This is a genomic window from Variovorax sp. DXTD-1 (assembly GCF_003984625.1).
Lineage (GTDB): Bacteria > Pseudomonadota > Gammaproteobacteria > Burkholderiales > Burkholderiaceae_C > Variovorax.
This window is the reverse complement of the sequence record NZ_RWKH01000003.1, coordinates 187376-212575: the sequence shown is the minus strand read 5'-3', so window position 1 is coordinate 212575 and position 25200 is coordinate 187376. Positions and strand designations below refer to the sequence as shown.

Genomic DNA, 25200 nt, shown 5'->3' with positions numbered 1-25200 from the left:
AACCGCAGGGAGTCCACAGGATGGAAAAGAACACACAGGCACCGACCTCACCGCGCCCGAAGAACTTCGTGGCGCACCTTCACGCACTGGCCGAAGCGCGGCGCGACGACATCTGGCTCACCGTCGTGAGCGCGGTGAATGGTGCGGACCGCTCGGAGTCGATCAGCTACGGCGTGTTCGAGCGCCGCGTGCGTGCGCTCGCGGCCCGGCTGCAGCAGCAGTTCGCCAAAGGCGAGCGCGCCCTGGTCATGCTGGACAACGGCGACCACTATGCCGTGAGCATGCTGGCCTGCTTCTACTCGGGCGTGATTGCAGTGCCGGTGTTCCCGCCGGAATCGGCGCGCCCGCAGCACCTTGCACGGTTGACCGGCATCGCCGCCGATTCGCAGGCGAGCTGCGTGCTGACCTCCGACGCCATGGCGCAAGCGATGAACGCAGCGAGCGCGGGCTCGCGCCAGTTCGGCGATGCGCGCATCGTCTCCGTCGATACGGTGGACATCTCGCTCGCCGACGCGTGGACGCCATTCGAGCCGACCGATGACGACGTCGCCTTTCTGCAATACACCTCCGGCTCCACTTCGGCGCCCAAGGGCGTGATCGTGACGCACGGCAACCTGATGGCCAACGAGGAGGCGATCCGGCACAGCATGGGTGTCGGCCCGGCGGACAGCTTCGTTTCGTGGGCGCCGCTCTATCACGACATGGGCCTGATCGGCGGAATGATGCAGCCGCTCTACAGCGGCATTCCGCTGGTGCTCACCTCCCCGGGCTACTTCCTGGAGCGCCCGGTGCGCTGGCTCGAGCTGATCTCTCGCCATCGCGCGACGCTCAGCGGCGGCCCCGACTTCGCCTACCGCCTGTGCCTGGAGCGTGTGAAGGATGCGCAACTGGCCCAGCTCGACCTGTCGAGCTGGCGCGTGGCCTACACCGGTGCCGAACCCGTGCGCGCCGATACCGAAGTCGAGTTCATCTCGCGCTTCGCACCCGCGGGTTTCGATGCGGCGGCGGTCTATCCCTGCTACGGCCTCGCCGAAGCGACGCTCTTCGTCACCGGCGGCCACCGGGGCGGCGGACTGGTTGCGCCCACGTTTTCCGCCGCCGGCCTTGCCAGCGGCGCGGGAATACCGGCGGAAGAAGGAATGACGCTGGTGGGCTGCGGCGACGTCGCGCCCGGCCATCGCATCGAGATCGTCGATACCGAATCGCTCTCGGCCGCGGCCCCCGGAAAGATCGGCGAGATCTGGACCTGCGGCCCGAGCATCGGCCACGGCTACTGGGGCAAGGAGCGCGAGACGCGCGAGACCTTCGTCGAGCGCGACGGCCAACGCTGGCTGCGCACCGGCGATCTCGGCTTCATGCACGAAGGCCAGCTCTACGTCACCGGCCGCATCAAGGACCTGATCATCGTTCGCGGCCACAACATCTACCCGCAGGACATCGAGCGGCTCATCGAGGCCGAGGTCGATGCGGTGCGCAAGGGCCGCGTGGCGGTCTTCGCCGCGGAGGGTCCCGGCGGCGAAGGTATCGGCGTGGCTGCCGAGGTGTCGCGCAGCATGCAGAAGCTCGTGCCGGCCGCGGCGCTGGTCGATGCGCTGGGCGCCGCCGTGAGCGAAGTGTTCGGCGAGACGCTCTCGGTCGTGCTGCTGCTCAACCCCGGCGGCATGCCCAAGACCACCAGCGGCAAGCTGCAGCGCAGTGCCTGCCGCGCGGGCTGGCTCGACGGCAGCGCCGATGCATATGCCGTCTACCGGCACGGTGCGTTCGTTCGCGGAGGCCCGGCCGAGGCTGTTGCCGAGGCGCCGCTCGACGAAGTCGAACAGGCCGTTGCCGCCATCTGGCGCGACGTCTGCAAGTACGGCGACGACCGTCCGCTCGGCCGCGATGCCCACTTCTTCAACCGCGGCGGCAGTTCCCTCACCGCCACGCAGGCGGCTGCGCGCATCGGAGCGCGCTGGCAGATCGACTTTCCCGCGCGCAGGCTCTTCGAGCAGCCGCGCCTTCGCGACTGCGCATCGGCCATCCGCGAACTGCAGCGGCAGGGCGTGCGCCCGCAGCCCGCGCCGATCGCCGTGCTCTCCGCGGAGCGGCGGCTGTTGCCGTTGCCGCTCTCGCATGCGCAGGAGCGCCAGTGGTTCCTCTGGCAGATCGATCCCTCGAGTGCGGCCTACCACGTGAGCGGCGCGCTGCGCCTCACTGGCGTCTTGCGCGTCGATGCGCTGCAGTCGGCCTTCGACGATCTCGTGGCGCGCCATGAATCGCTGCGCACGGTGTTCAGTGCCGGCGTCGAGGGCGGCGTGGCGCAATGGATCAAGCCGGCCGGCTCTGTGTCACTGTCGCAGGTCGACCTGCGCGGCACCGAAGCCGATGCGCAACTGGAAGAAGCCACGCGGCGCCTCAAGGCCGAGCCCTTCGACCTCACGCAAGGCCCGCTGCTGCGCGCCGCGTTGATCCGCACCGCCGACGAGACGCATGTGCTCGCCGTGGTCATGCATCACATCGTGTCCGACGGCGCTTCGATGCAGCTGCTGATCGACGAGCTTGCCGCGGGCTATGCCGCCCACCTGAAGGAGGGCGCCGCGCGCCTGCCCGCGCCGCGCATCCAGTATGCCGACTACGCGTTCTGGCAGCGCGAGTGGCTGGCGGCGGGCGCGGGCGAGCGGCAACTGGCCTGGTGGCGCGAACAGCTCGGCGGTACGCATGCCGCGGACGCCGTGCTCGACCTGCGCACCGACCACCCGCGCAAGCCACAGGCCGGCTACAACGCCGCGCGCCATGCCTTCGAACTCCCGGTGAGCCTGCTCGCGCAGTTGCGCACGGCCGCGGACGGCGGCAACGCCACGCTCTTCATGGTGCTGCTGGCGGGCTTCCAGGCACTGCTGCACCGCTACACGGGCCAGGAAGAAATCCGCATCGGCGCGCCGATTGCCAACCGCAACCGCGAGGAAGCCGAAGGCGTGGTCGGCCTGTTCGTCAACACGCTGGTGCTGCGCAACCCGATCCATGGCCGCCTGAGCGCATGGCGCGTGCTGGCGCAGGCACGCGACGCAGTGCTGGGCGCGCAGGCGCACCAGGACCTGCCCTTCGAGCAGCTCGTGCAGATGCTGCAGCCCGAGCGCAGCCTGAGCCGCACGCCGCTGTTCCAGGTGATGTTCAATCACCTGTTCGAGGACTACCGCGCGCTCGGCCAGTTGCCCGGCATCGCCGCGCAAGAGCATGCGTTGCCCGATCTCGCGGCGCAGTTCGAGCTCACGCTCGAGGCGCGTGAGCGGCCCGGCGGCCAGCTCTCGCTCGCCGTGATCTACGCGGCCGAGCTGTTCGAGCCCGACACCATTGCGCGCATGGCTGGCCACTATGTGGCTATTTTGCAGGCGCTGGCCGATCGCCCCCATCAACCTGTCGGCGACATCGAACTGCTCGGCGCGCCGGAGCAGGCCCAGCTCGCGCAGTGGGGCGTCAATGGGCACCGCGAGCCCCAGCCCGAGCCCGTGCACCGCATGATCGAGCGGCAGGCCCGCATGCAGCCCGACGCCGTCGCGCTGCTCTTTGCCGACGAGTCGCTCGGCTTCGCGGAACTGAACCGCCGCGCCAACCGCGTTGCGCACCGGCTGATCGCGCAGGGCGTGCAGCCCGAGGTGCTGGTGGGCATTGCGATGGAGCGCTCCATCGAGATGGTCGTGGCCATTCTGGGCGTGCTGAAGGCGGGCGGTGCCTATGTGCCGCTGGACCCCGAATACCCCGCCGAGCGCCTGGCCTACATGGTGCAGGACAGCGGCATCGGCCTGCTGCTCACGCAGCGCACCCTCGCCGATTGCGTGCCCGACCGCCGTGGGCTCACGGTGCTGGAGGTCGACGCCGCCGATTTCAGCGCCGAGCCCGAGAGCGATCCGCAGGTCGGCCTGCACATCGAGAACCTCGCCTACGTGATCTACACCTCGGGCTCGACCGGCAAGCCCAAGGGTGCGGCCATCCGCCACAGCGCACTGCACAGCTGCATGGCGTGGATGCAGGGCATCTACAAGCTCTCGCGCGCCGACACCGTGCTGCACAAGGCGCCGTTCGGCTTCGACGTGTCGGTGTGGGAGCTGTTCTGGCCGATGACCTCGGGCGCGCGGCTCGTGGTCGCCAACCCCGGCGATCACCGCGACCCGGCGCGCCTGGTCGAACTGATCCAGCGCCACCAGGTCACCACGCTCAACTTCGTGCCCTCGATGCTGCAGGCCTTTCTTGCGCACAAGGGCATCGAGACCAGCACGCGCCTGCGCCACATCATCTGCGGCGGCGAAGCGATGCCCGCCGAGACGCAGAAGGAAACGCTCGAGCGCCTGCATGGCGCGGGCCTGCAGAACCTCTACGGCCCCACCGAGACCACCATCCACGTCACGCACTGGGCGTGCCGTAACGACGGCCAGAGCCAGGTGCCCATCGGCAAGCCGATCAGCCACACCAGCACCCACGTGCTGGATGCCGATCTCAACCTGGTGCCGCAGGGCGTGGCGGGCGAGCTGTACCTGGGCGGCATCAGCCTCGCGCGCGGCTACCTCAAGCGCGCCGGCCTGAGCGCCGAGCGCTTCGTGGCCGATCCGTTCGACAGCGCCGGCGGCGGCCGGCTCTACCGCACCGGCGACCTCGTGCGCTGGAACGGCGAAGGGCAGCTGGAGTATCTGGGCCGCATCGACCACCAGGTGAAGATCCGGGGCTTTCGCATCGAACTCGGCGAAATCGAGGCGCAGCTGCTCGCGCAGCCCGCCGTGCGCGAAGCCGTCGTGGTTGCCAAGGAAGGCCCCGCCGGCGCGAAGCTGGTGGCTTACCTTGCGCCGCATGCGGGCGAGACCATCGACGCCGCGGTACTGAAGGAGCGGCTTGCGCAGGTGCTGCCCGACTACATGGTTCCGCGTGCCTTCGCGGTGCTCGATGCGCTGCCGCTGAACGCCAACGGCAAGGTGGACCGCAAGGCACTGCCCGAGCCGGCCCTTGCCAGCGACCAAGCCTACGAGGCGCCGCAAGGCCATGTCGCGCAGACGGTGGCCGCGGTGTGGTCCGAGGTGCTGCAGGTGGCGCAGGTCGGCATGCACGACAACTTCTTCGACCTGGGCGGCCACTCGCTGCTGCTGATCCGCGCGCACCGGCTGCTGGAAGACCGGCTGCACACCGCGATTCCCGTGGTCAACCTGTTCAAGTACCCCACCGCCCAATCGCTGGTCCAGTGGCTGGAGCAGGCCCCCGTGCGCGCCGCTGCATCGGCCACCGCGGCCGCGGCCGGCGACGACCGGGCCCTGCGCCAGCGCGCCGCCATGCTTCAACGCCGCAAAGCGGCAGAGAGAGTCAATTGATGTCCCACCCCTTCGAACCCTCCGAGCCCAGCGGCATCGAGATCGCCATCGTCGGCATGGCCGGGCGCTTTCCCGGCGCGGACGACGTGGACGCCTTCTGGCGCAACATCCGTGACGGCGTGGCCTCGGTTTCCCACTTCACCGACGAACAGCTGCGCGCGCAAGGCGTGCCGCAGTCGCTCCTGGACGACCCCGACTACGTGAAGGCCGGCGTGATGTTCGAGGGCTTCGACAAGTTCGATGCCGGCTTCTTCGGCTACTCGCCGCGCGAGGCCGAAACACTCGACCCGCAGCAGCGCATCTTTCTGGAGTGCGCCTGGGCCTCGCTGGAACACGCGGGCTGCGACGCCGCCCGCTGGCCGGGCAAGGTGGGCGTGTACGCGGGCGAGGGGGCCAACGTGTACCTCATCCGCAACCTGCTGCCGTCGTTCGGCCTGGGGGCGGCGAGCGGCATTGCCGACCTGCTCGGGCTCATGAGCGGCAACTCGGGCGGCTCGCTCTGCACGCGCGTGTCGTACAAGCTCGACTTGCGCGGCCCCGCAGTCACGGTGCAGACCGCCTGCTCCACATCGCTCGTCGCGGTTCACACAGCCTGCCAGGCGCTCTTGAGCCACGACTGCGACATGGCCCTGGCCGGCGGCGTGTGGCTCAACCTGCTGCAGGAAGGCGGCTACCGCTACCAGGCCGGCGCCATCCTTTCGCCCGACGGGCACTGCCGAGCGTTCGACGCCAGGGCGGCCGGCACCGTCATCGGCAGCGGCGCGGGCATTGTGGTGCTCAAGCGGCTGGACGACGCGCTGCGCGACGGCGACACCATCCATGCGGTCATCAAGGGCACCGCGGCCAACAACGACGGCTCCGCCAAGGTCGGCTTTACGGCGCCCAGCGTGGACGGGCAGGCCGAGGTGATCCGCGCGGCACAGCTCATCGCGGGCGTGCCTGCGGATACCATCGGCTACATCGAGGCGCATGGCACCGCGACCACGCTCGGCGACCCCATCGAGCTTGCCGCGCTCACGCAGGCATTCCGCGCCGATACCGCGCGCCGCGGTTTCTGCGCCGTGGGTTCGGTGAAGACCAACATCGGCCACCTCGACGCCGCAGCCGGCGTGGCAGGGCTCATCAAGACGGTGATGGCGCTCAAGCACCGCATGCTGCCGCCCAGCCTGCACTACGAAAACCCGAACCCGCAGATCGATTTCGCGTCCAGCCCGTTCTACGTCAATGCGCAGCTGCGCCCGTGGCCCGGGGGCGAGGCACCGCGCCGCGCGGGCGTGAGCTCGTTCGGCATCGGTGGCACCAACGTGCATGTGGTGCTCGAAGAGGCGCCGGCGGCTGCCGCGGCGCAGCCCGCTTCCGGCTGGCAGGTGCTGCCCGTGTCGGCAAAGGACGAAGCCGCCCTGGCGCAGGGCCGCTCGCAACTCGCGGCTCACCTGCAAGCCCATCCGGAACTGGCGCTGGACGATGTGGCCCACACGCTGCAGAGCGGACGCCGCCCTTTTGCATGGCGCAGCGCCGTGGTGGCCAACCAGGCGGCGATGGCCTCGGAGATGCTGGCTTCGTCCATGACGCCGTCGAGGCGCGCGCCAGCCACCGCGCCCGAGGTGGTGTTTCTGTTTCCGGGCGGCGGCACGCAGCATGCACGCATGGGCGAGGCGCTTTTTCGGCACAGCGCCGTGTTCCGCGAAGAGCTCGACCGATGCGCCGCACTGCTGAAGGCCGGCACCGGCATCGATCTGCTCGCGCTGGTGCTCCCGGCCGACGGTGACGACGCCGCGGCCAACGAGCGGCTGTTCCGCATCGAATATGCGCAACCCGCGCTGTTCGCCGTCGAGTACGCGATGGCGCGCTGGTGGATGAGCTGCGGCGTGCAGCCCGCGCTGATGCTCGGCCACAGCCTGGGCGAATACGTGGCGGCCTGCCTGTCGGGCGTGTTCTCGCTCGAAGATGCGCTGCGCATCGTCGCCGCGCGCGGCCGCCTGATGCAGACGCTTGCAGCGGGCGCGATGACCGCGGTGTCGCTGCCCGAATCGGCGCTGGCCGAATTCCTTCGCGACGGCTGCGACCTGGCGGCGGTGAACGGCGACCAGCTTTGCGTGCTGGCCGGCCCGCTGGACGCCATCGAGCGCGCCGAGGAGGCCCTGCGCGCGCGCCAGCAACTGCCGCGCCGCCTGCATGTGGCCATCGCCTCGCATTCGAGCCTGGTCGATCCCATCGTGGCCGAGCTGGAGCAGCTGATCGCGTCTCTGCCGCGCCATGCGCCGCGCATTCCGTTCCTGTCGAACGCGACCGGCAAGCCGATCACCGAAGCAGAGGCAACCAGCCCGGCGTATTGGGGCCGCCACCTGCGCGGCACGGTGCGCTTTGCCGACGGCCTGCGCGAGATCTTCGCCGCGCCGGGCCGCGTGGTGCTCGAGGTGGGGCCCGGCGAAACGCTCGCGGGCCTGGCGCGCCAGCATCCGCAAAGCCGCCAGGCCGCGGGCATCTGGGCGAGCCAGGCGCACCCGCAGCAAACGGCACGCAACGCGCAGCAACTGGCCATTGCCGTGTCCGGGCTGTGGACCGCGGGCGTCGACATCGACTGGGCGGCCTGCAATGCCGACGGCGCAAGCCGGCGCCGCGTGCCGCTGCCCACCTATGCCTTCCAGCGCAAGCGTTTCTGGATCGAGGCGGACGAGACGGTGCAGCCTGCAAAGAGCACGGCGCCGAATCTCTTCTACGCCCCCCGCTGGGAACGCAGCGCCCCGCTGCCGCCCGCTGAAAAGCAGGGCGAGCCCGCGGGTTGCACGCTGGTGCTGGGCGACGCGAACAGCTTCACCGACCGGCTCTCGCGCACCCTGCGCGAGCGCGGCGAAAAGGTGGTGCTGGCCTTGCGCGGTCCGCGCTTCGCGCGCACTGCGCCGGGCCAGTACGCCCTGCGCGCGGGCGAGCGTTCCGACCATGAAGCGCTGCTGCGCCAGGTCGAAGCCGAAGCCGGACCGGTGCTGCGCCTGCATCACCTGTGGAGCCTGGACGGCGACCGGCCCGCGGCATCGCACGCGCAGGTGTTCGAGTCCGGCTACTACAGCCTGCTCGCACTTGCACGCGCACTCGATGCGGTGGGCGCGGCCGCCCGCGGGACCCTTGCGCTCAATGTGGTGACCGACCGGGTCGAAGACGTTGCCGGCACCGAGCCGCTCGCACCTGAAAAGGCCACGCTGCTCGGCCTTGCGAAGATCCTGGGGCAGGAGTACCCGTCGATTGCCTGCCGCGTCGTGGAGGTGGTTCTGCCCGCGCCCGAGAGCGCGGCCGAGGCCGAGCTCGCGCGCCGGGTGGCCGACGAGGCATGCGCGGCGCCCGATGAATTCCTGGTTGCCTACCGCGGCCCGCATCGCTGGCTCAAGCGCTATGTGCCGCTGTCCGATGTGGCCGCGCCCGCCGCAAGGCAGCGCCTGCGCGAAGGCGGCGTCTACCTCATCACCGGCGGCATGGGGGGTGTCGGCCTCGCGATGGCGCGCTACCTGAGCTGCACCTGGAAGGCGAAGCTCGTGCTGCTCGGCCGCACGCCCCTGCCCGGGCGCGGCGATTGGGAGCGCCTCGTCGCGGACGCTGCCCAGCCCGTGGTGCTGCGGCGCAAGCTGCAGCAGCTGATCGATCTCGAAGCGGACGGCGCCGAGGTGCTGCCGGTGGCGGCCGACGTGAACGATGCCGCACAGCTGCGCACGGCGCTCGCGGCCGTGCACGCGCGCTTCGGCGCAGTCCACGGCGTGGTGCATGCCGTCGTGCACCCCGACCGCGGCATGATCGCCCAGCGCACGCCGGCACTGGTTGAAGCGGCCTTTGCGCCCAAGATTGCTGGCACGCTCGCGCTGCTCGATGCGCTGCGTGCCGAGCCGCTGGATTTCGTGCTGTTCTGCTCGTCGATCTCGGTGCTCATCGGCGGCCTCGGCCGCAGCGACTACGCCGCCGCCAATGCCTACCTGGATGCACTTGCCACAGCCAGCCGCCGCAGCTCGCCGCGGCCGCTGTTCTCGGTCAACTGGGATGCGTGGCGCGACGTCGGCGTGGCCGCCGACATGGACCTGCCCGAAGGCGTGGGCCTGGACGAGCGCACCGGCGTGCTCGCCTTCGAGCGTATCGCCAACGGCCCCGACCTGCCGCAGACCATCGTGTCCGTTTCTCCACTGGCGCCGCGCCTGCGGCCGCTGGACGACCTGTTCGATTCGCTAGACGACGCGCCCGCGGCCGAGGTGCGCACCGGCCATTCGCGCCCCGTGCTGCAAACGCCATACATCGCCCCCGAAGGCGAGCTGGAAGAAGCGCTTGCCGGCTTCTGGAGCGATGCGTTGGGCATCGTGCCCGTGGGCGTGAACGACAACCTGTTCGAGCTGGGCGGCGATTCGCTGCTCGCCATTCGCCTGCTGGCCCGCGTACGCAAGGCCTATGGCGTGGAGCTGCATCCCGCCGCGTTCTTCAAGGCGCCGACCATCGCCGAGCTGGCGACCCTGATCGAGCTGCGCCTGATCGAGGACATCGAACGCGAAGCCGCAACCGCAGAAACCACCGAAGACAGCGCACCATGAGCGAGACCCAGAACCTTTCCGAACGGCGCGCCCGGCTCACGCCCGCGCAACTGAGCCTGCTGCAGCAGCGCCTGAAGCGCGATGCGGCACCGGCGCCCGCGCGCGCGGCAATCGTGCGCGGCCAGGACGATGGCGCCGACGCCGCCGCGCCCGTGTCCTTCGCGCAGCAAGGGCAGTGGTTCCTGTGGCAGTTGAACCCGGGCAATACCGCCTATCACGTCGGCGGCGGGCTCGGCTTCTCGGGGCCGCTCGACATCGCTGCCTTGCGCGACGCCATGCAGGCGCTCGTGGCGCGGCACGAGGCGCTGCGCACCGTCTTCCGGTCGGGGGGGGGTGGGCTGCCGGAGCAATGCATCCAGACGGCGGTCGAGGTCGCAATTCCCTTCATCGACCTTGCCGCGCTCGAGGCACCGGCGCGCGAATCGCGCCATGCCGAGGTGGTGGCCGACGTCTGCCGCACACCCTTCGACCTGACGGCCGGCCCCTTGCTGCGCGGCACGCTGCTGAAGATGGCGGACGGCGAGCACCAGTTGCTATTGATGATGCATCACGTCATTTCCGATGCATGGTCGGTCGAGCTGATGCTCGACGAGCTGGCCCAGTTCTACGCGATGCGCGTTCAGGGCCTGCCGGCATCGCTGCCGCAACCGGAAATCCGCTACGTCGACTTCGCCCGCTGGCAGCGCAAGTGGCTGGACGACGGCGAGGGCGAGCGCCAGCTCGCCTACTGGCGCGGCCGGCTCGGCAACAGCCACCCGGTGCTCGCGCTGGCCACCGACAGGCCGCGCGCCGCGGACGCGGACTACAGCGCGGCGCAGCACACGTTGCACGTGCCGGCGGCGCTCGTGGAGGCGCTGAAGCGCCAGGCCTGCGAGCAGGGCGGCACGCTGTTCATGGCGTTGCTCACCGCGTTCCACGCCTTGCTGTTCCGCCACACCGGGCAGCAGGCGATCCGCGTCGGCGTGCCCGTGGCGGGGAGGGGCCGGTCGGAAACCTCGGGCGTCATCGGCGCCTTCATCAACACCGTGGTGCTCGATGCGCGCATGCACGGGCAGATGCGCCTGGCCGACCTGTTGCGGCAGGTGCACGGCGTGTCGCTCGAAGCGCAGGCGCACCAGGACTTGCCGTTCGAGCGGCTGGTGCAGGCCCTGCGGCCCGAGCGGGGGCATGCGGGCTCGCCGCTGTTCCAGGTGATGTTCAACCACCTCGGCCAGGGCGACCGGCCGTTGCAAGGCTGGCCCGCATTGCGTGTGCGCCGGATCGACCTCGCCCAGCGCGCCGCGCCATTCGAACTCACGCTCGAAACCATCGAGCGCGCAGACGGCGGCATCCATGCCAACTTCCGCTATGCGGCGGAGCTGTTCGAGCCGCAAACCATCGAGCGGCTTGCAGGCCACTACGCCCGCGTGCTCGAAGCATTGGCCGCGCAGCCCGCATCCACGCTCAGCGAGCTCGACCTGCTGGGCGCTGCAGAAAAGGAGCAGCTTGCCCGGTGGAGCATCAACACCGAAAGCCATGGCAACGCCGTGCCGGTGCACCGCCTCATCGAACGGCAGGCGACCGGGCATCCGGATGCGGCCGCGGTGCTGTTCGGCGACGCGTCGCTCAGCTACGGCGAACTCAACCGCCACGCCAACCAGCTCGCGCACCGGCTGATCGAAGAGGGCGTGGGCCCCGAGGTCAAGGTGGGCATTGCGCTGGAGCGCAGCCTGGAGCTGGTGACAGCCGTGCTGGCGGTTCTGAAGGCCGGCGGCGCCTACGTGCCGCTGGACCCCGAGTACCCGGCGGACCGCATCGCCTACATGGTCGAAGACAGCAAGCTCGGCCTCGTGCTCACGCACAGCAGCCTGGCCGATCGCCTTGCACTGCCGGCCGGCGTCTCGGCGCTCGCGCTCGATACGCTGGAATTCGGTGGCATGCCGCAGACCGATCCCGTGGTCGCACTCAGCGGCGAAAACCTCGCCTACGTGATCTACACCTCGGGCTCCACCGGCCGCCCCAAGGGCGCGGCCAACCGGCACGCCGCATTGCACAACCGGCTGGCGTGGATGCAGGCGGCCTACCCCATCGATGGCGCGGACACCGTGCTGCAGAAAACCCCGTTCAGCTTCGATGTGTCGGTGTGGGAGTTCTTCTGGCCGCTCATGGCTGGCGCGCGGCTGGCCGTGGCGGCACCGGGCGATCACCGCGAACCCGCACGCCTTGCACACTTGATTCAGCGCCACAGCGTGAGCACGCTGCACTTCGTGCCTTCGATGCTGCAGGCCTTCCTGGCGCACGACGGCATCGAGGCCTGCACGAGCCTGCGGCAGATCGTCTGCAGCGGCGAGGCATTGCCCGCCGAGGCGCAACAGGGCGTCTTCAAGCGCTTGCCGCAAGCGGCGCTGCACAACCTCTACGGCCCCACCGAGGCGGCCATCGACGTCACGCACTGGACCTGCCGCAGCGACGGCCGCAGCCAGGTGCCGATCGGCCGGCCCATTGCCGGCACGCAGGCCTTCGTGCTGGATGCCGACCTGAACCTTGTACCACCAGGCGTGGCGGGCGAGCTCTACCTGGGCGGCATCGGGCTTGCACGCGGTTATGTCGAGCGCGCGGGGCTCACGGCCGAGCGCTTCGTGGCCGACCCGTTCGGCACCGCCCAGGGCGCCCGCCTGTACCGCACGGGCGATCTCGTGCGATGGAACAGCGAAGGGCAGCTCGACTACCTGGGGCGCATCGACCACCAGGTGAAGATCCGCGGCTTTCGCATCGAGCTCGGCGAGATCGAGGCCCAACTGCTCGCGCAACCCGAACTGCGCGAGGCTGTCGTCGTTGCCAGCCAGGGTTCGGGTGGCGCGCGGCTCGTGGCGTATGTCTCGGCGCAGGCGCAACAGGCCATCGATCCCGCGCAGCTGCGCGAGCGCCTGGGCCGCGTGCTGCCGGACTACATGGTGCCGGCCGTCGTCCTCGTGCTGGACACCTTGCCGCTCAACCCGAACGGCAAGGTCGACCGCAAGGCGCTGCCGCCACCCGAGCAGGCAAGCGCGCACGCCTACGAAGCGCCGCAGGGCGAGGTGGAAGAAGCGCTGGCCGCCATATGGGCCGAAGTGCTCGGCGTGGCGCGCATCGGCCGCCACGACAACTTCTTCGAGCTCGGCGGCCATTCGCTGATGTCGGTGCAGGTGGTGGCCCGCGTGCAGCGCGCAATGCACGCGGAGCTCTCCGTGAAGGACGTCTTCCAGCACCCGGTGCTTGCCGCCATGGCGGGGCTCGTTGCCGCAGCGGCGGCCAGAAAGCCCGTCGCCCAATCCCTCTCGGACATTGATTCCTTCATCGACAGTTTGGAGATCGCTTGATGGAAATCACGGCAACCCACCTTCACATCGGCAAGCGCTTCTCGGGCCTGAACCCGGCGCAGCGCCGCGCGGTCTACCAGAAGATCCGCGCGGAGGGCCTGGCCATCGGGCAGTTTCCGATTCTTGCGCGCGATGCGGCGGCGCAGGCGCGGTGCCCCGCCTCGTATGCGCAATTGCGCCAATGGTTCCTGTGGCAGTTGGAGCCCGGCAGCTCGGCCTATCACATCTCGGGCGGGCTCAAGCTCAAGGGCTTGCTCGACCGGCAGGCGCTGAAGGCCGGTTTCGACGCCTTGCTCGAACGCCATGAGTCGCTGCGCACGGTGTTCGAGGCGGACGCGCAGGGCCATGTCGAGCAGCGGATACGGGAGGGCGTGACGCTGGAGATTCCGGTCACCGATCTTTCGGGCCTGGAGGCTGAGGCCAGCGAGGCCCGCGCGCGGGAAGAGGCCGTGCGCCTGGCCGAGACGCCTTTCGATCTCACGGCCGGGCCGCTGCTGCGCGTCGCGCTCATCCGCCTGGCCGCCGACGAGCACCTGCTGGTCGTCGTCATGCATCACATCGTGTCGGACGGATGGTCGATGCAGATCCTGGTCGACGAATTCGTTGCGCAATACCGTGCGCGCGCCGCCGGGCAGGCGCCGCGGCTCGCACCCCTGCCGATCCAGTACGCCGACTACGCGCTGTGGCAGCGCCACTGGCTCGAAGCCGGCGAGAAGGAGCGCCAGCTCGACTACTGGAAGGCGCAGCTGGGCGCCGAGCACCCGGTGCTGCAGCTGCCCCCGGACCACGCACGGCGCGGCGACGGCAAATACAGCGTCGCCCGCCACGAGCTGGCGCTGCCCCAGTCCGTTGCCGATGCGCTGCACCGGCGCGCGCAGGCCGAGGGCAGCACGCTCTTCATGGTGCTGCTCACCGCGCTGCAGGTGCTGCTGCACCGCTACACCGCGCAGCAGGACATCCGCGTCGGCGTGCCCGTGGCCAACCGGCACCGCGTCGAGTCGGAGCGGGTCATCGGCTTCTTCGTCAACACGCAAGTGCTGCGCAATGTGCTGGGCAGCCGCACCAGCCTGCGGCAGGCACTGCAGAAAACACGCGAGGCGGCACTCGGCGCGCAGGCCCATCAAGATCTGCCCTTCGAGCAGCTGGTCGAGGCCCTGCAGCCCGAACGCAGCCTGGGAACGGCGCCGCTGTTCCAGGTGATGTTCAACCACCAGCGCCGCGACAACACGGCGCTTGCCACGCTGCCCGGCCTCACGCTGGAAGACTATGAGCTCGGCACGCAGGTAGCCCAGTTCGAGCTGACGCTGAGCAGCGTCGAAGATGCGCAGGGCCATGTGCAGGCGAGCTTTCATGTGGCGCAGGAGCTGTTCGACACCGAGACCGTCGCCCGCATGGGCGCGCACTACCTGGGCGTGCTGCGCGCACTTGCCGAACGGCCCGAGCAAGCGGTGGGAGACATCGACCTGCTCACCGCGGACGAAAAGGAACGGCTCGCGAACTGGGGCGTGAACGATTCCGGTGATCGCAGCACCGAGCCCGTGCACCACCTGATGGCCCGGCACGCGAAGGCCGACCCGGATGCGCCTGCGCTGCTCTTCGGCGACGAGGTGCTGAGCTATGGCGAGCTCGACCGGCGCGCCAATCGCCTGGCCCACCGGTTGATCGCAATGGGCGTAAGGCCCGAGACGCGCGTCGGCATCGCGGTGGAGCGTTCGCCCGACATCGTCGTCGGCCTGCTCGGCATCCTGAAGGCGGGCGCCGCATATGTGCCGCTCGATCCGGAGTACCCCGCCGACCGCCTGGCCTACATGGTGGAGGACAGCGGCATTTCGCTGCTCGTCACGCAAAGCCATGTGAAGGCGCGCCTTGCGCTGAAGGGCGAGCTGGGCGTGCTGCAGCTGGACACCGCCGACCTGGCTGGCGAGCCCGACGAAGCTCCCCACGTGCCCGTGCATGCGGGCAACCTCGCGTACATCATCTACACCTCGGGCTCGACCGGCATGCCCAAGGGCGTGATGGTGTCGCACGGCCCGTTTGCCGCGCACTGCGTCGAAACCGCGGTGCTCTACGAGATGGGGCCGCAGTCGCGTGAGCTGCACTTCCTGTCGTTCTCGTTCGACGGGGCGCACGAGCGCCTTTTTACCGCGCTGTGCTGCGGCGCCTCGCTGCTGTTGCGCGATGCCTCGCTCTGGACCGCCGAGCAGACGCTGGAGGCGATGCAGCGCCACGGCGTGACCAACGCCGGCTTTCCGCCGGCCTACCTGCGGCAGCTGGCCAACTGGGCGCGCGACACCGGCCGTTGCCCGCCGGTGCACCTGTACTCCTTCGGCGGCGAGGCAATGTCGCGCGAGGGCTTCGACACCGTGTGCCGGCACCTGAAGCCCGCGCTGCTGATCAACGGCTACGGCCCGACCGAGGCGGTCGTCACGCCGATGCTGTGGAAGGTCGCAAACACCGCGAATTTCTCCGAGGGCTATGCGCCCATTGGCCGGCCCGTGGGCAACCGCAGCGCCTACGTGCTCGACGCCGACATGAACCTGGTGCCGCGCAACGTGCCCGGCGAGCTTTACCTCGGCGGCGAGGGCCTGGCGCGCGGATACCTGCATCGCGCACCGCTCACGGCCGAGCGCTTCGTGGCGGACCCTTTTGACGCGGCAGGCGGGCGCCTCTACCGCACCGGCGACTGGGTGCGGTGGCGCGACGACGGGCAGCTCGAGTACCTGGGGCGCATCGACCACCAGGTGAAGATCCGGGGCTTTCGCATCGAGCTCGGCGAGATCGAGGCGCAATTGCTCGCGCAGCCCGAAGTGCGCGAAGCCGTGGTGGTGGCAAGGCCGGGCCCGAGCGGTGCGCGGCTGGTGGGCTATGTGTCGCCCCGCGCCGGCCAGCTCGCCGACGTGGCCGTGCTGAAAGAGCGGCTCGCCCGTGCGCTGCCCGACTACATGGTGCCGGGCACGCTGGTGGTGGTCGATGCGCTGCCGCTCGCCCCCAGCGGCAAGGTCGACCGCAACGCGCTGCCGGAGCCGGCCGACGAACACGACAGGGCTTTCGAGCCGCCGCGCGGCGCGGCCGAAGAGGCCATTGCCGCGGTATGGACCGATGTGCTGGGTCTCGCGCGCGTGGGCCGCGATGACAACTTCTTCGAGCTTGGCGGCGATTCGATCCTGAGCCTGCAGATCGTGGCGCGCCTGCGCCTGGCCGGCTGGAAAGTCGCGCCCAGGCAGATCTTCGAGCGGCAGACCGTGGCGCAGCTCGCGGCTGTTGCACTACCGGCCGATGCGTTGCTTGCCGCGGTGGGCGACGTGCAGGGCGAGGTGCCGCTGCTGCCGTTCCAGCATGAGTTCTTCGAGATGGATATGCCGGTGCGCGCGCACTGGAACCAGGCGGTGCTGCTGAAGAACCGCGAGCCGCTGCAGCTGCCGGCCTTCAGGCAGGCGCTGCGCGCGCTGGTGCGGCAGCACGACAGCCTGCGCCTGCGCTACCGGCAGGACGCCGGCGGGGTGTGGCACCAGGCCTACCTGCCCTTCGAGAGCGTGCCCGAAGACCAGTTCGCGGAGCTGGTGTGGGTGCGGCGCGCGGCCGATGCGGCGCAGGTGGCGCCGCTGTGCGAAGAAGCGCAGCGCAGCCTCGATCTTGCGCACGGCCCGCTGATCCGTGCGCTCGCCATCGAGCTGCCGGGCGGCGATTCGCGGCTGCTGCTCGTCGTTCATCACCTGGTGGTCGATGGCGTGTCCTGGCGCATCCTGCTCGAAGACCTGCAGGCCGCGTACCGGCAGGGCCTGGCGGGCCAGCCCATCGCGCTGCCTGCTGCCAGCAGCAGCTGCAAGGACTGGTCCGTCGCGCTGCAAGGCCATGCCCAGGCCCACGGCGGCGAGCTTGCCCACTGGCAGGCGCTGGCCGATGTGCCGGCCGCGCTGCCATGCGCGCGTCCGCACGCATCGAACACCGCGGCCGACCAGCAGAGCGTCGAGTTGCGGCTCGACAAGGTCACCACCCAAGCGTTTTTGAAAGATGCGCCCGCGGCCTACCGCACGCAGGCCAACGACTTGTTGCTGACGGCGCTCGGCCGCGCGCTGTGCGCGTGGAGCGGGCACGAGAGGGTGCTGGTCGACCTGGAAGGCCATGGCCGCGAAGACCTGTTCGCGCACATCGACCTGTCGCGCACCGTTGGCTGGTTCACCGCGCTGTTTCCGGTGGCGCTCGATCCGCTCGGCGCACAAGGCGAAGCGCTCAAGCGCGTCAAGGAAAGCCTGCGCCGCGTTCCGAACAAGGGCGTGGGGCATGGCGTCTTCAAGCACCTGGGCGATGCCGCGCAGCGGCAGGCGATGCGCGCGCTGCCCAAGGCGCAGGTGGTATTCAACTATCTGGGCCAGTTCGACAACACCGTTGCCGATGCGCAGGCGCAATGGAGCCTTGCGCAGGAGCCCAGCGGCTCGCCGGTGGATGGCGGCGCGCCGCTCACGCACGAGTTCTCGATCAACGGCCAGGTCTATGACGGCGAGCTTTCGCTGCGCGCGAGCTACAGCGGCGCGCGCCACGACCGTGCCGAGGTCGAGGGCTGGATGCAGCACTTCCGCGAGGAACTCGAAGCCTTGGTGCGGCATTGCACGAGCGGCGCCCAAGGCGTGACGCCGGCGGACTTTCCGCTGGCCGCGATCGACCAGCCGCAGCTCGACGCGCTGGCGTTGCCGGTGGCGAACCTTGCGGACCTGTACCCGCTCTCGCCGATGCAGGCCGGCATGCTGTTCCATAGCCTGCTCGCGCCCGGCGGCAGCGCCTACCTGAACCAGTTGCGCGTCGACATCCACGGGCTCGATGCCGAGCGCTTCAGGGCGGCCTGGCGCGCGGTGCTCGAGCGGCACGAGGTGCTGCGCACCGGGTTCATCCAGGGCGAGGGCGCGTGGCAATGGGTGGCACGGCAGGTCGAGGTGCCTCTGGCCGAACTCGACTGGCGGGAGCGCGCCGACGCGCCCGAGGCCCTGGACGCACTGGCCGGCGAACAGCTTGCGCAGGGTTTCGACCTCGCGCGCCCGCCGTTGATGCGGCTCGTGCTGGTGCGCGTCGCGGGCGACAGGTACCACTTCGTCTGGACCATGCACCACCTGCTGCTCGACGGCTGGAGCACGTCGCAGCTCATGGGCGAGGTGCTGCGGCACTACGCGGGCGAAGCACCCGCAGCCCCCGGCGGGCGCTATGCCGACTACATCGCGTGGCTGCAAAGCCGCGACGGCGCGGCCGACGAGCGCCACTGGCGCGAAGAGCTCGCCCGCCTCGAAGGCCCCACCTGGCTGGCCAACACCTTGCCCAAGCTGGCGTTCGAAGAGGGCGGGCACGGCATGCACCGCCACGAGATCGGCGCGGCGCGCACGCGCGCGCTGCTCGAAGCGGCCCGGCGCGAACGCGTGACCCTCAACACGCTGGTGCAGGCCGCATGGGCGCTGCTGCTGGCGCGCCACACGGGGCAGCGCACCGTGAGCTTCGGTGCCACCGTGGCGGGCCGGCCGGTGGACCTTGCCGGCGCGCAGCAGATGCTGGGCCTGTTCATCAACACGCTGCCTGTGATCGCCGCGCTGCAGCCTGACCAGCGCGTGGGCGATTGGCTGCGCGCGCTGCAGGCGCGCAATCTCGCGGCCCAGGACCACGAGCACACGCCGCTGTACGAAGTGCAGCGCTGGGCCGGGCAGGGCGGGCAAGACCTGTTCGACAGCCTGGTGGTGTTCGAGAACTATCCGCTCGACCAGGCACTGAAGCAGCAGGCACCCGGCGGCCTGCGCTTCGGCGAAGTGCGCAACCGCGAGGAAACGAACTACCCGCTGACCCTTTCCGTGCACCAGGCCGACACGCTGGTGCTGAGCTACAGCCACGCACGAAGCCAGTTCGACCATGCGGCCGTGCGCGCGCTGGCCGCGCACATGGACAGGCTGCTCGGGCTGCTGGCCCACGCGCCGGACGCGCGGCTGGGGGACGTGGGGCTTGCCGACAAGCTGGCGCCGCCGGCCCAAGCCACACGCAACACATACAACGATGCAGAGCCCGTGCACCGCTGGATCGAGCGGCAGGCCAAGGCGAACCCGCAAGCCACCGCGCTCGTGCTCGGCGAAGAGACGCTCGGCTATGGCGAGCTCGATGCCCGTGCGAACCGCCTGGCGCACAGGCTGGCCGCGCTCGGCGTGAAGCCCGAGGTGAAGGTCGGCATCGCGGTGGAGCGCTCCATCGACATGGTGGTGGGCTTGCTCGCCATCCTGAAGGCAGGGGGCGCCTATGTGCCGCTGGACCCCGAATACCCCGCCGACCGGCTGGCCTACATGATCGAGGACAGCGCGATCGGCTTGCTGCTCACGCAAAGCCATGTGAAGGCGAAGCTCCCGGTGGGCGATGCCTTGCAGGTGCTGGAGCTCGACACGCTCGACCTGCGCGGCGAGCCGGCGCACGCGCCCGACGTGGCGGTGCACGCCGATCACCTCGTGTACGTGATCTACACCTCGGGCTCGACCGGACGCCCCAAGGGCGCGCAGCTCACGCACCGCAACGTGGTGCGCCTGCTCGGCGCCACCGACGATTGGTTCCGCTTCGGCCCGCAGGACGTGTGGACGAATTTCCATTCCTACGCGTTCGACTTCTCGGTGTGGGAAATCTTCGGCGCGCTGTGCACCGGCGGCAAGCTGGTGATCGTGCCCTACTGGGTGAGCCGCTCGCCCGACGACTTCGTGGCGTTGCTGCGCGCACAGCGCGTGACCGTGCTGAACCAGACCCCGTCGGCCTTCCGCCAGCTGATCCACAGCCCGGCGCTGGACGACGGCGAACGCCTTGCGCTGCGCTGCGTGGTCTTCGGCGGCGAGGCGCTGGAGCCCGAGAGCCTGCGGCCCTGGATCGATCGCTTCGGCGATGCGCAGCCGCAGCTGGTCAACATGTACGGCATTACCGAGACGACAGTGCACGTGACCTACCGTCCCATCGTGAGGGCCGATCTCGACGAGAAGCGCAGTCCCGTGGGCGTGTGCATTCCAGACCTTGGCCTGTGGGTGCTCGACAGCGACCTCAACCCGCTGCCCGTGGGGGTGCCGGGCGAGCTGCACGTGTCCGGCGCAGGCCTGGCGCGCGGCTACCTGAACCGCGCCGGCCTGAGCGCAGAGCGCTTCATCGCCGCACCCTTCGGTGAGCCGGGCAGCCGGCTGTATCGCACCGGCGACCTTGTGCGCTGGCGTGCCGATGGGCAGCTCGACTACCTCGGGCGCATCGACCACCAGGTGAAGATCCGGGGCTTTCGCATCGAACTCGGCGAGATCGAGGCCCAGCTGCAGGCGCAGCCCGAAGTTCGCGAAGCGGTGGTCCTGGCCAAGGACGGCCCGGCGGGTGCGCGGCTTGTCGCGTATGTCTCGGCGCGCGCCGGCCATGAGCTGCACGTCGCGGTACTGCGCGAGCGGCTATCGCAGCACTTGCCCGACTACATGGTGCCCTCGGCCATCGTGCCGCTCGACGCCGTGCCGCTCAACGCGAACGGCAAGGTAGACCGCAAGGCGCTGCCCGATCCGGAGCTGGCGAGCGCAATGGACTTTGCCGAGCCGGAGGGCGAGGTCGAGGCCGCGCTGGCGGCGATCTGGACCGAGGTGCTGGGCGTGGAACGCGTTGGGCGCCACGACAACTTCTTCGAGCTTGGCGGCCATTCGCTGCTGGCGGTGCAGCTGGTGTCGGGCGCCAAGCGGCGCTTCGGCATCGAGCTGCCGCTGCGCACGGTGTTCGAGCAACCCGCGCTGATGGCATTCGCCGCTGCCGTTTCGGCCGCGGCCACTCAACTGCCGGCCGACGCCACGGCCTCTGAAGACCGCGGCATCGGCCGTATCGACGCCCTCCTGGGCGAACTGGAGATGGAAGACCTATGAGCCTGGAAATGACCGCGCTCTCGCGCCGCTTTGCTGCCTTGCCCGCGGCCAAGCAGCGTGTGTTTCTGGAGAAGCTGCGCGCGAGCGGCGTCGGCTTCGAGACGCTGCCCATCGTGCCGCGCGATCCCGCGGCGCCGGTGCCGATGGCCTACGCGCAGCGCGCCCTCTGGTTGGTGTGGCAGCGCGCGCCGCAGTCGCCGGCGTACAACCTGTCGGGGCGGCTGGCGCTGCCTACACCGTGCACGCCACAGCAGGTGCATGCCTGCCTGGCCCGGCTGGTGGTGCGCCACGAAGTGCTCTGCACCACCTACCCGACCGGCGCCGAAGGGCAGCCGCTGCAGCACATCGACCTCGAGCATCGCTTCGGCTGGGCCGTGCGCGAATGGACCGGCACGCGCGCGGACAGCGAGCGCGAGCTTGCGGCTGCCGCCACCGAGTTCGGCGCGCGGCCGTTCGACCTGGAGCATGGCCCTGTCTTTCGCGGTGAACTGAACGTCTTTGCCGATGGCGCGCCCGAGCTCTTTTTGGCGGTGCATCACATTGCGGCCGACGGGCAATCGGTGGCGTTGCTCGTCGGCGAATTGCAGGCGCTGCTCGCGGCGCCCGCCGGGAACACACAGCTTGCGGCGCCGGCCCTGCAATACGCCGACTACGCCGTGTGGCAAAGCCAGTGGCTCGAAGCCGGCGAACTCGAAAGGCAAACTGCCTACTGGCGCGAACAACTGCGCGGTGCGCCGCAAAGCACGCCGCTGCCACTGGACCGCCCGCGCCAGAAGGCGCGCGACGCACGCGGCGGCCAATTCAGCTTCGCGTTGCCGGCGGATGTGTCGCAACGCCTGAAGGAGCTGGCGCGCAAGCACGCCGCATCGCCGTACATGGTGGCCATCGCGCTGCTCGGCCTCCTGGTCTACCGCTACTGCGGCGAGCGCGACGTGTGCATCGGCTCGCCGTCGACCACGCGCGACCGCCCCGAGCTGGCCGCCCTGGTGGGCCACTTCACCAACGTGCTGGTGCTGCGCATGATGGTGGACCCGGCGGCCGGTTTCGTCGCGCTGCTGTCGCAGGTGCGCGAACGCGTGCTCGAAGCCAAGAGCCACCAGGACCTGCCGCTGGACATGCTGGTCGAGGCGCTGGCGCTGGAGCGCGCGCCGGGTCTGCATCCGCTGTTCCAGATCAAGTCGACACAGCAGGCGGCGGGCGCCGCGCCCGCGGACCCGGCCGCTGCCGCGCACGGCATTGGCGTGGACGAAGTGCACTTCGACCTGAGCTTCGACCTGATCGACGCCGGCGGTGCGCTGTCCTTCGTTCTCGCGTATGCCGCGGACATCTTCGACCACGGGACCATCGAGCGGCTGGCCGATGCGCTGCGCAGCCTGGCCGCACAGGTCGCGGCCAATCCGGCGCGCGCATTGGCGGAGACACGGCTCGCGGGCGATTCGAGCCTGCGCGGCGAACGCACGTCCTGGCCCGCCGACAACGTGCTGGCCCTGTTCGACCAGGCGGCCGCAAGGCGCGGCGAAGCAACAGCGCTCACCTTCGGCGACCGCGCGCACAGCTTCGATGAGCTGGCGCGTGCGGCCGGCCACTGGGCCGCCGAGCTCGAAAGCCGCGGCATCGGCGCCGAGCAGCGCGTGGCCGTCTGCATGGAGCGCACGCCCGAGTTCGTGCTGGCGGCGCTGGCGGTGCTGAAGGCCGGCGGCGTCTACGTGCCCATCGACCCGACGCTGCCGCAGCAACGCATCGACGACCTGCTGGCCGATTGCGGCGCTGCGCTGGTGCTGGTGTCCGGCGGCAAGCCGCGGCAGGCCGCGCTACCGTGCCTGCAGGTGGGCTTCGACGTGCCGGGCGGCTTTGTGCCGCATCGTGCGCGTGCGGTGCATCCTGCGCAGGCGGCCTATGTGATCTACACCTCCGGGTCGACCGGTCGGCCCAAGGGCGTGGTCGTGCACCACGGTGCGTTGGCAAACTATGTGCAAGGCGTGCTCGAACGGCTGGCGCTGCCCGAGGGCGAGAGCTTCGCGATGGTTTCCACCGTCGCGGCGGACCTGGGCCATACCTCGCTTTTCGGCGCGCTGTGTTCGGGCGGTGCGCTGCACCTCGTTTCGAGTGAGGCGGCCTTCGATCCCGATGCGTTTGCCGACAGCATGGCGAAGACGCGTGCGGGCGTGCTGAAGATCGTGCCCAGCCACCTGAAGGGCTTGCTGAACGCCGAGCGCGCGGCTGCAGTGCTGCCGTCGCACGCGCTGGTTCTGGGCGGCGAGGCGACGGATGCGGCAACGCTGCAGGCCATTCGCGCGCTGCAGCCCGACCTGCGCATCTTCAATCACTACGGACCGACCGAGACCTCCGTCGGCATGCTGACGCACGCGGCGCCGGCGCAGGCTGATGGAACCGGCAACCTGCCCTTGGGCAAGCCCATCGCGAACATGGACGCCTGGGTGCTCGACGATGCATTGCAGCCCGTGCAGCCCGGCATGGTGGGCGAGCTCTACATTGGCGGTGCGGGCGTGGCGCGCGGCTATCTTTCGCGCGCAGGTCTTTGCGCCGAACGCTTCGTTGCGTCGCCCTTCGGCGAAGGGCAGCGCATCTACCGCGCGGGCGACCGCGTGCGCCAGCGCAGCGACGGCACGCTGGAGTTCCTGGGCCGCACCGACGACCAGGTGAAGATTCGCGGCTACCGCGTCGAGCCGGGCGAAGTGGCGGGCCGCATCCGCCAGCTCGATGGCGTGGCCGATGCCGTGGTCATCGCGGAGCAGGGCGCGCAAGGGAACGTGGTGCTGCGTGCCTTTGTGGTGGCCGGCCAGGGCACTCCGCCCGACGTGCAGCAGCTGAGGCACGCACTGGCGGAGAGCCTCCCGGCGTGGATGGTGCCCGAGCGCATCGTATTGCTTGATGCGCTGCCGCTCACGGCCAACGGCAAGATCGATCGCAAGGCGTTGCCGCGCCCGGCACAGCCGGAGCCAGTGCGCGTTTTCGACGCCCCGCAGGGCCCCACCGAAGAGGCGCTGGCGCGCATCTGGAGCCAGGTGCTCGGCGTGGACCGCGTTGCACGGGGCGACAATTTCTTTGCGCTGGGCGGCGACTCCATCCTGAGCCTGAAGCTGGTGGCGCGCATTCGCAAGCAGTTGCCCGGCGGTGGCCAGCTGAGCCTGCCGGACGTGATGCAGGCCAGCAGCCTGGGCAGCCTCGCCGAGCGGCTGCGGCAGAAGTTCGAGGGGTCGCACGATGCCGTCTGCCTGAGCGGGAGCGGCACCGGCGTGCCGCTGTTCTGCCTGCCGGGGCTCATCGTGAACACGCGCGAGTTCTTGCCGCTTGCAGAGGCGCTGCAGGACGAACGCGTGGTGTACGGCTTTGTGAGCCACGTCTACACGCGCAAGCGCTGGCGCGGCTTCGACGTGCAGGCGCTGGCCGCCGAGTACGCGAGCTTCATTCTCGCCACAGCCACCGAGGGGCGCTGCGCGCTGCTGGGATGGTCGTCGGGTGGCGACCTGGCCTTCGAGCTCGCGCGGCAACTGCAGGGACGCATCGAGATCGTGTTCACCGGCATGCTGGATGTGTTCGAGACGGAGCCGCTGCGCGCCTCCGCGCCGCTCGACGCCGCCCGGCGCACCAAGGCCGACGAGGTGATTGCGCAGTGGCTGGGCCGCTCCGAGATGGCCGAACACTGGAAGGCGCTCTTCGCCCGCATGGACGAAGAAGAGCTTGCCTGGGTGGCCGAGCAGGTGCTGAACCCGGCGCAGCCGCTGCCGCTCGACGGCACCGGCGACGAGGCGGCCGAGTACCTGCTGTGGGCGACCATCGACAAGCGCGTGCAGGCCGCGAAGTACACCTATGCGCGTTCGCCGCTGCCGCTGCATGTGTTCCTCGCGGACAGCTCGCTGCGCCGCGAAGAGACGCTGCGCAACTGGGCCGACCACGCGCCGGTGGTGTCGGCCGAAGTGCTGCCGCAGGCCGATCACCTGGACATCGTTCGCCACCCCGCGCTGTGCGCGTCGCTGAAGGGGTTGCTGCGCGAGGCCGATGCCGCGCACGGCGCCCTGCAGCCCGCCCCGGACACGCAACCGGCCTGACCCGGAAGGGCAGATGCAAA

General features: G+C 70.0%; 5 protein-coding genes. All 5 read left to right on the top strand.

Annotated elements, in window-relative coordinates; all coding sequences use genetic code 11:
* Positions 1-20: 20 nt before the first annotated feature.
* The 5 genes from EJI00_RS04415 to EJI00_RS04395 are packed head-to-tail and all read left to right on the top strand — an operon-like array spanning position 21 to position 25180.
* The gene (locus EJI00_RS04415; RefSeq protein WP_126746261.1) at positions 21-5330 is read left to right on the top strand and encodes a non-ribosomal peptide synthetase; all 5310 of its coding nucleotides are present in this window, start codon (positions 21-23) and stop codon (positions 5328-5330) included.
* On the top strand, positions 5330-9892 hold the full coding sequence (locus EJI00_RS04410; protein WP_126746260.1) for a type I polyketide synthase: 4563 nt from the start codon (positions 5330-5332) through the stop codon (positions 9890-9892). The genes EJI00_RS04415 and EJI00_RS04410 overlap by 1 nt, the downstream gene beginning before the upstream one ends.
* Complete coding sequence (locus tag EJI00_RS04405) at positions 9889-13230, top strand: non-ribosomal peptide synthetase (protein WP_126746259.1); 3342 nt, start codon at positions 9889-9891, stop codon at positions 13228-13230. Before EJI00_RS04410 ends, EJI00_RS04405 begins: the two co-directional genes overlap by 4 nt.
* Complete coding sequence (locus EJI00_RS04400; RefSeq protein WP_126746258.1) at positions 13230-21110, top strand: non-ribosomal peptide synthetase; 7881 nt, start codon at positions 13230-13232, stop codon at positions 21108-21110. The genes EJI00_RS04405 and EJI00_RS04400 overlap by 1 nt, the downstream gene beginning before the upstream one ends.
* The gene (locus tag EJI00_RS04395; RefSeq protein ID WP_126746257.1) at positions 21107-25180 is read left to right on the top strand and encodes a non-ribosomal peptide synthetase; all 4074 of its coding nucleotides are present in this window, start codon (positions 21107-21109) and stop codon (positions 25178-25180) included. Before EJI00_RS04400 ends, EJI00_RS04395 begins: the two co-directional genes overlap by 4 nt.
* Positions 25181-25200 lie beyond the last annotated feature (20 nt).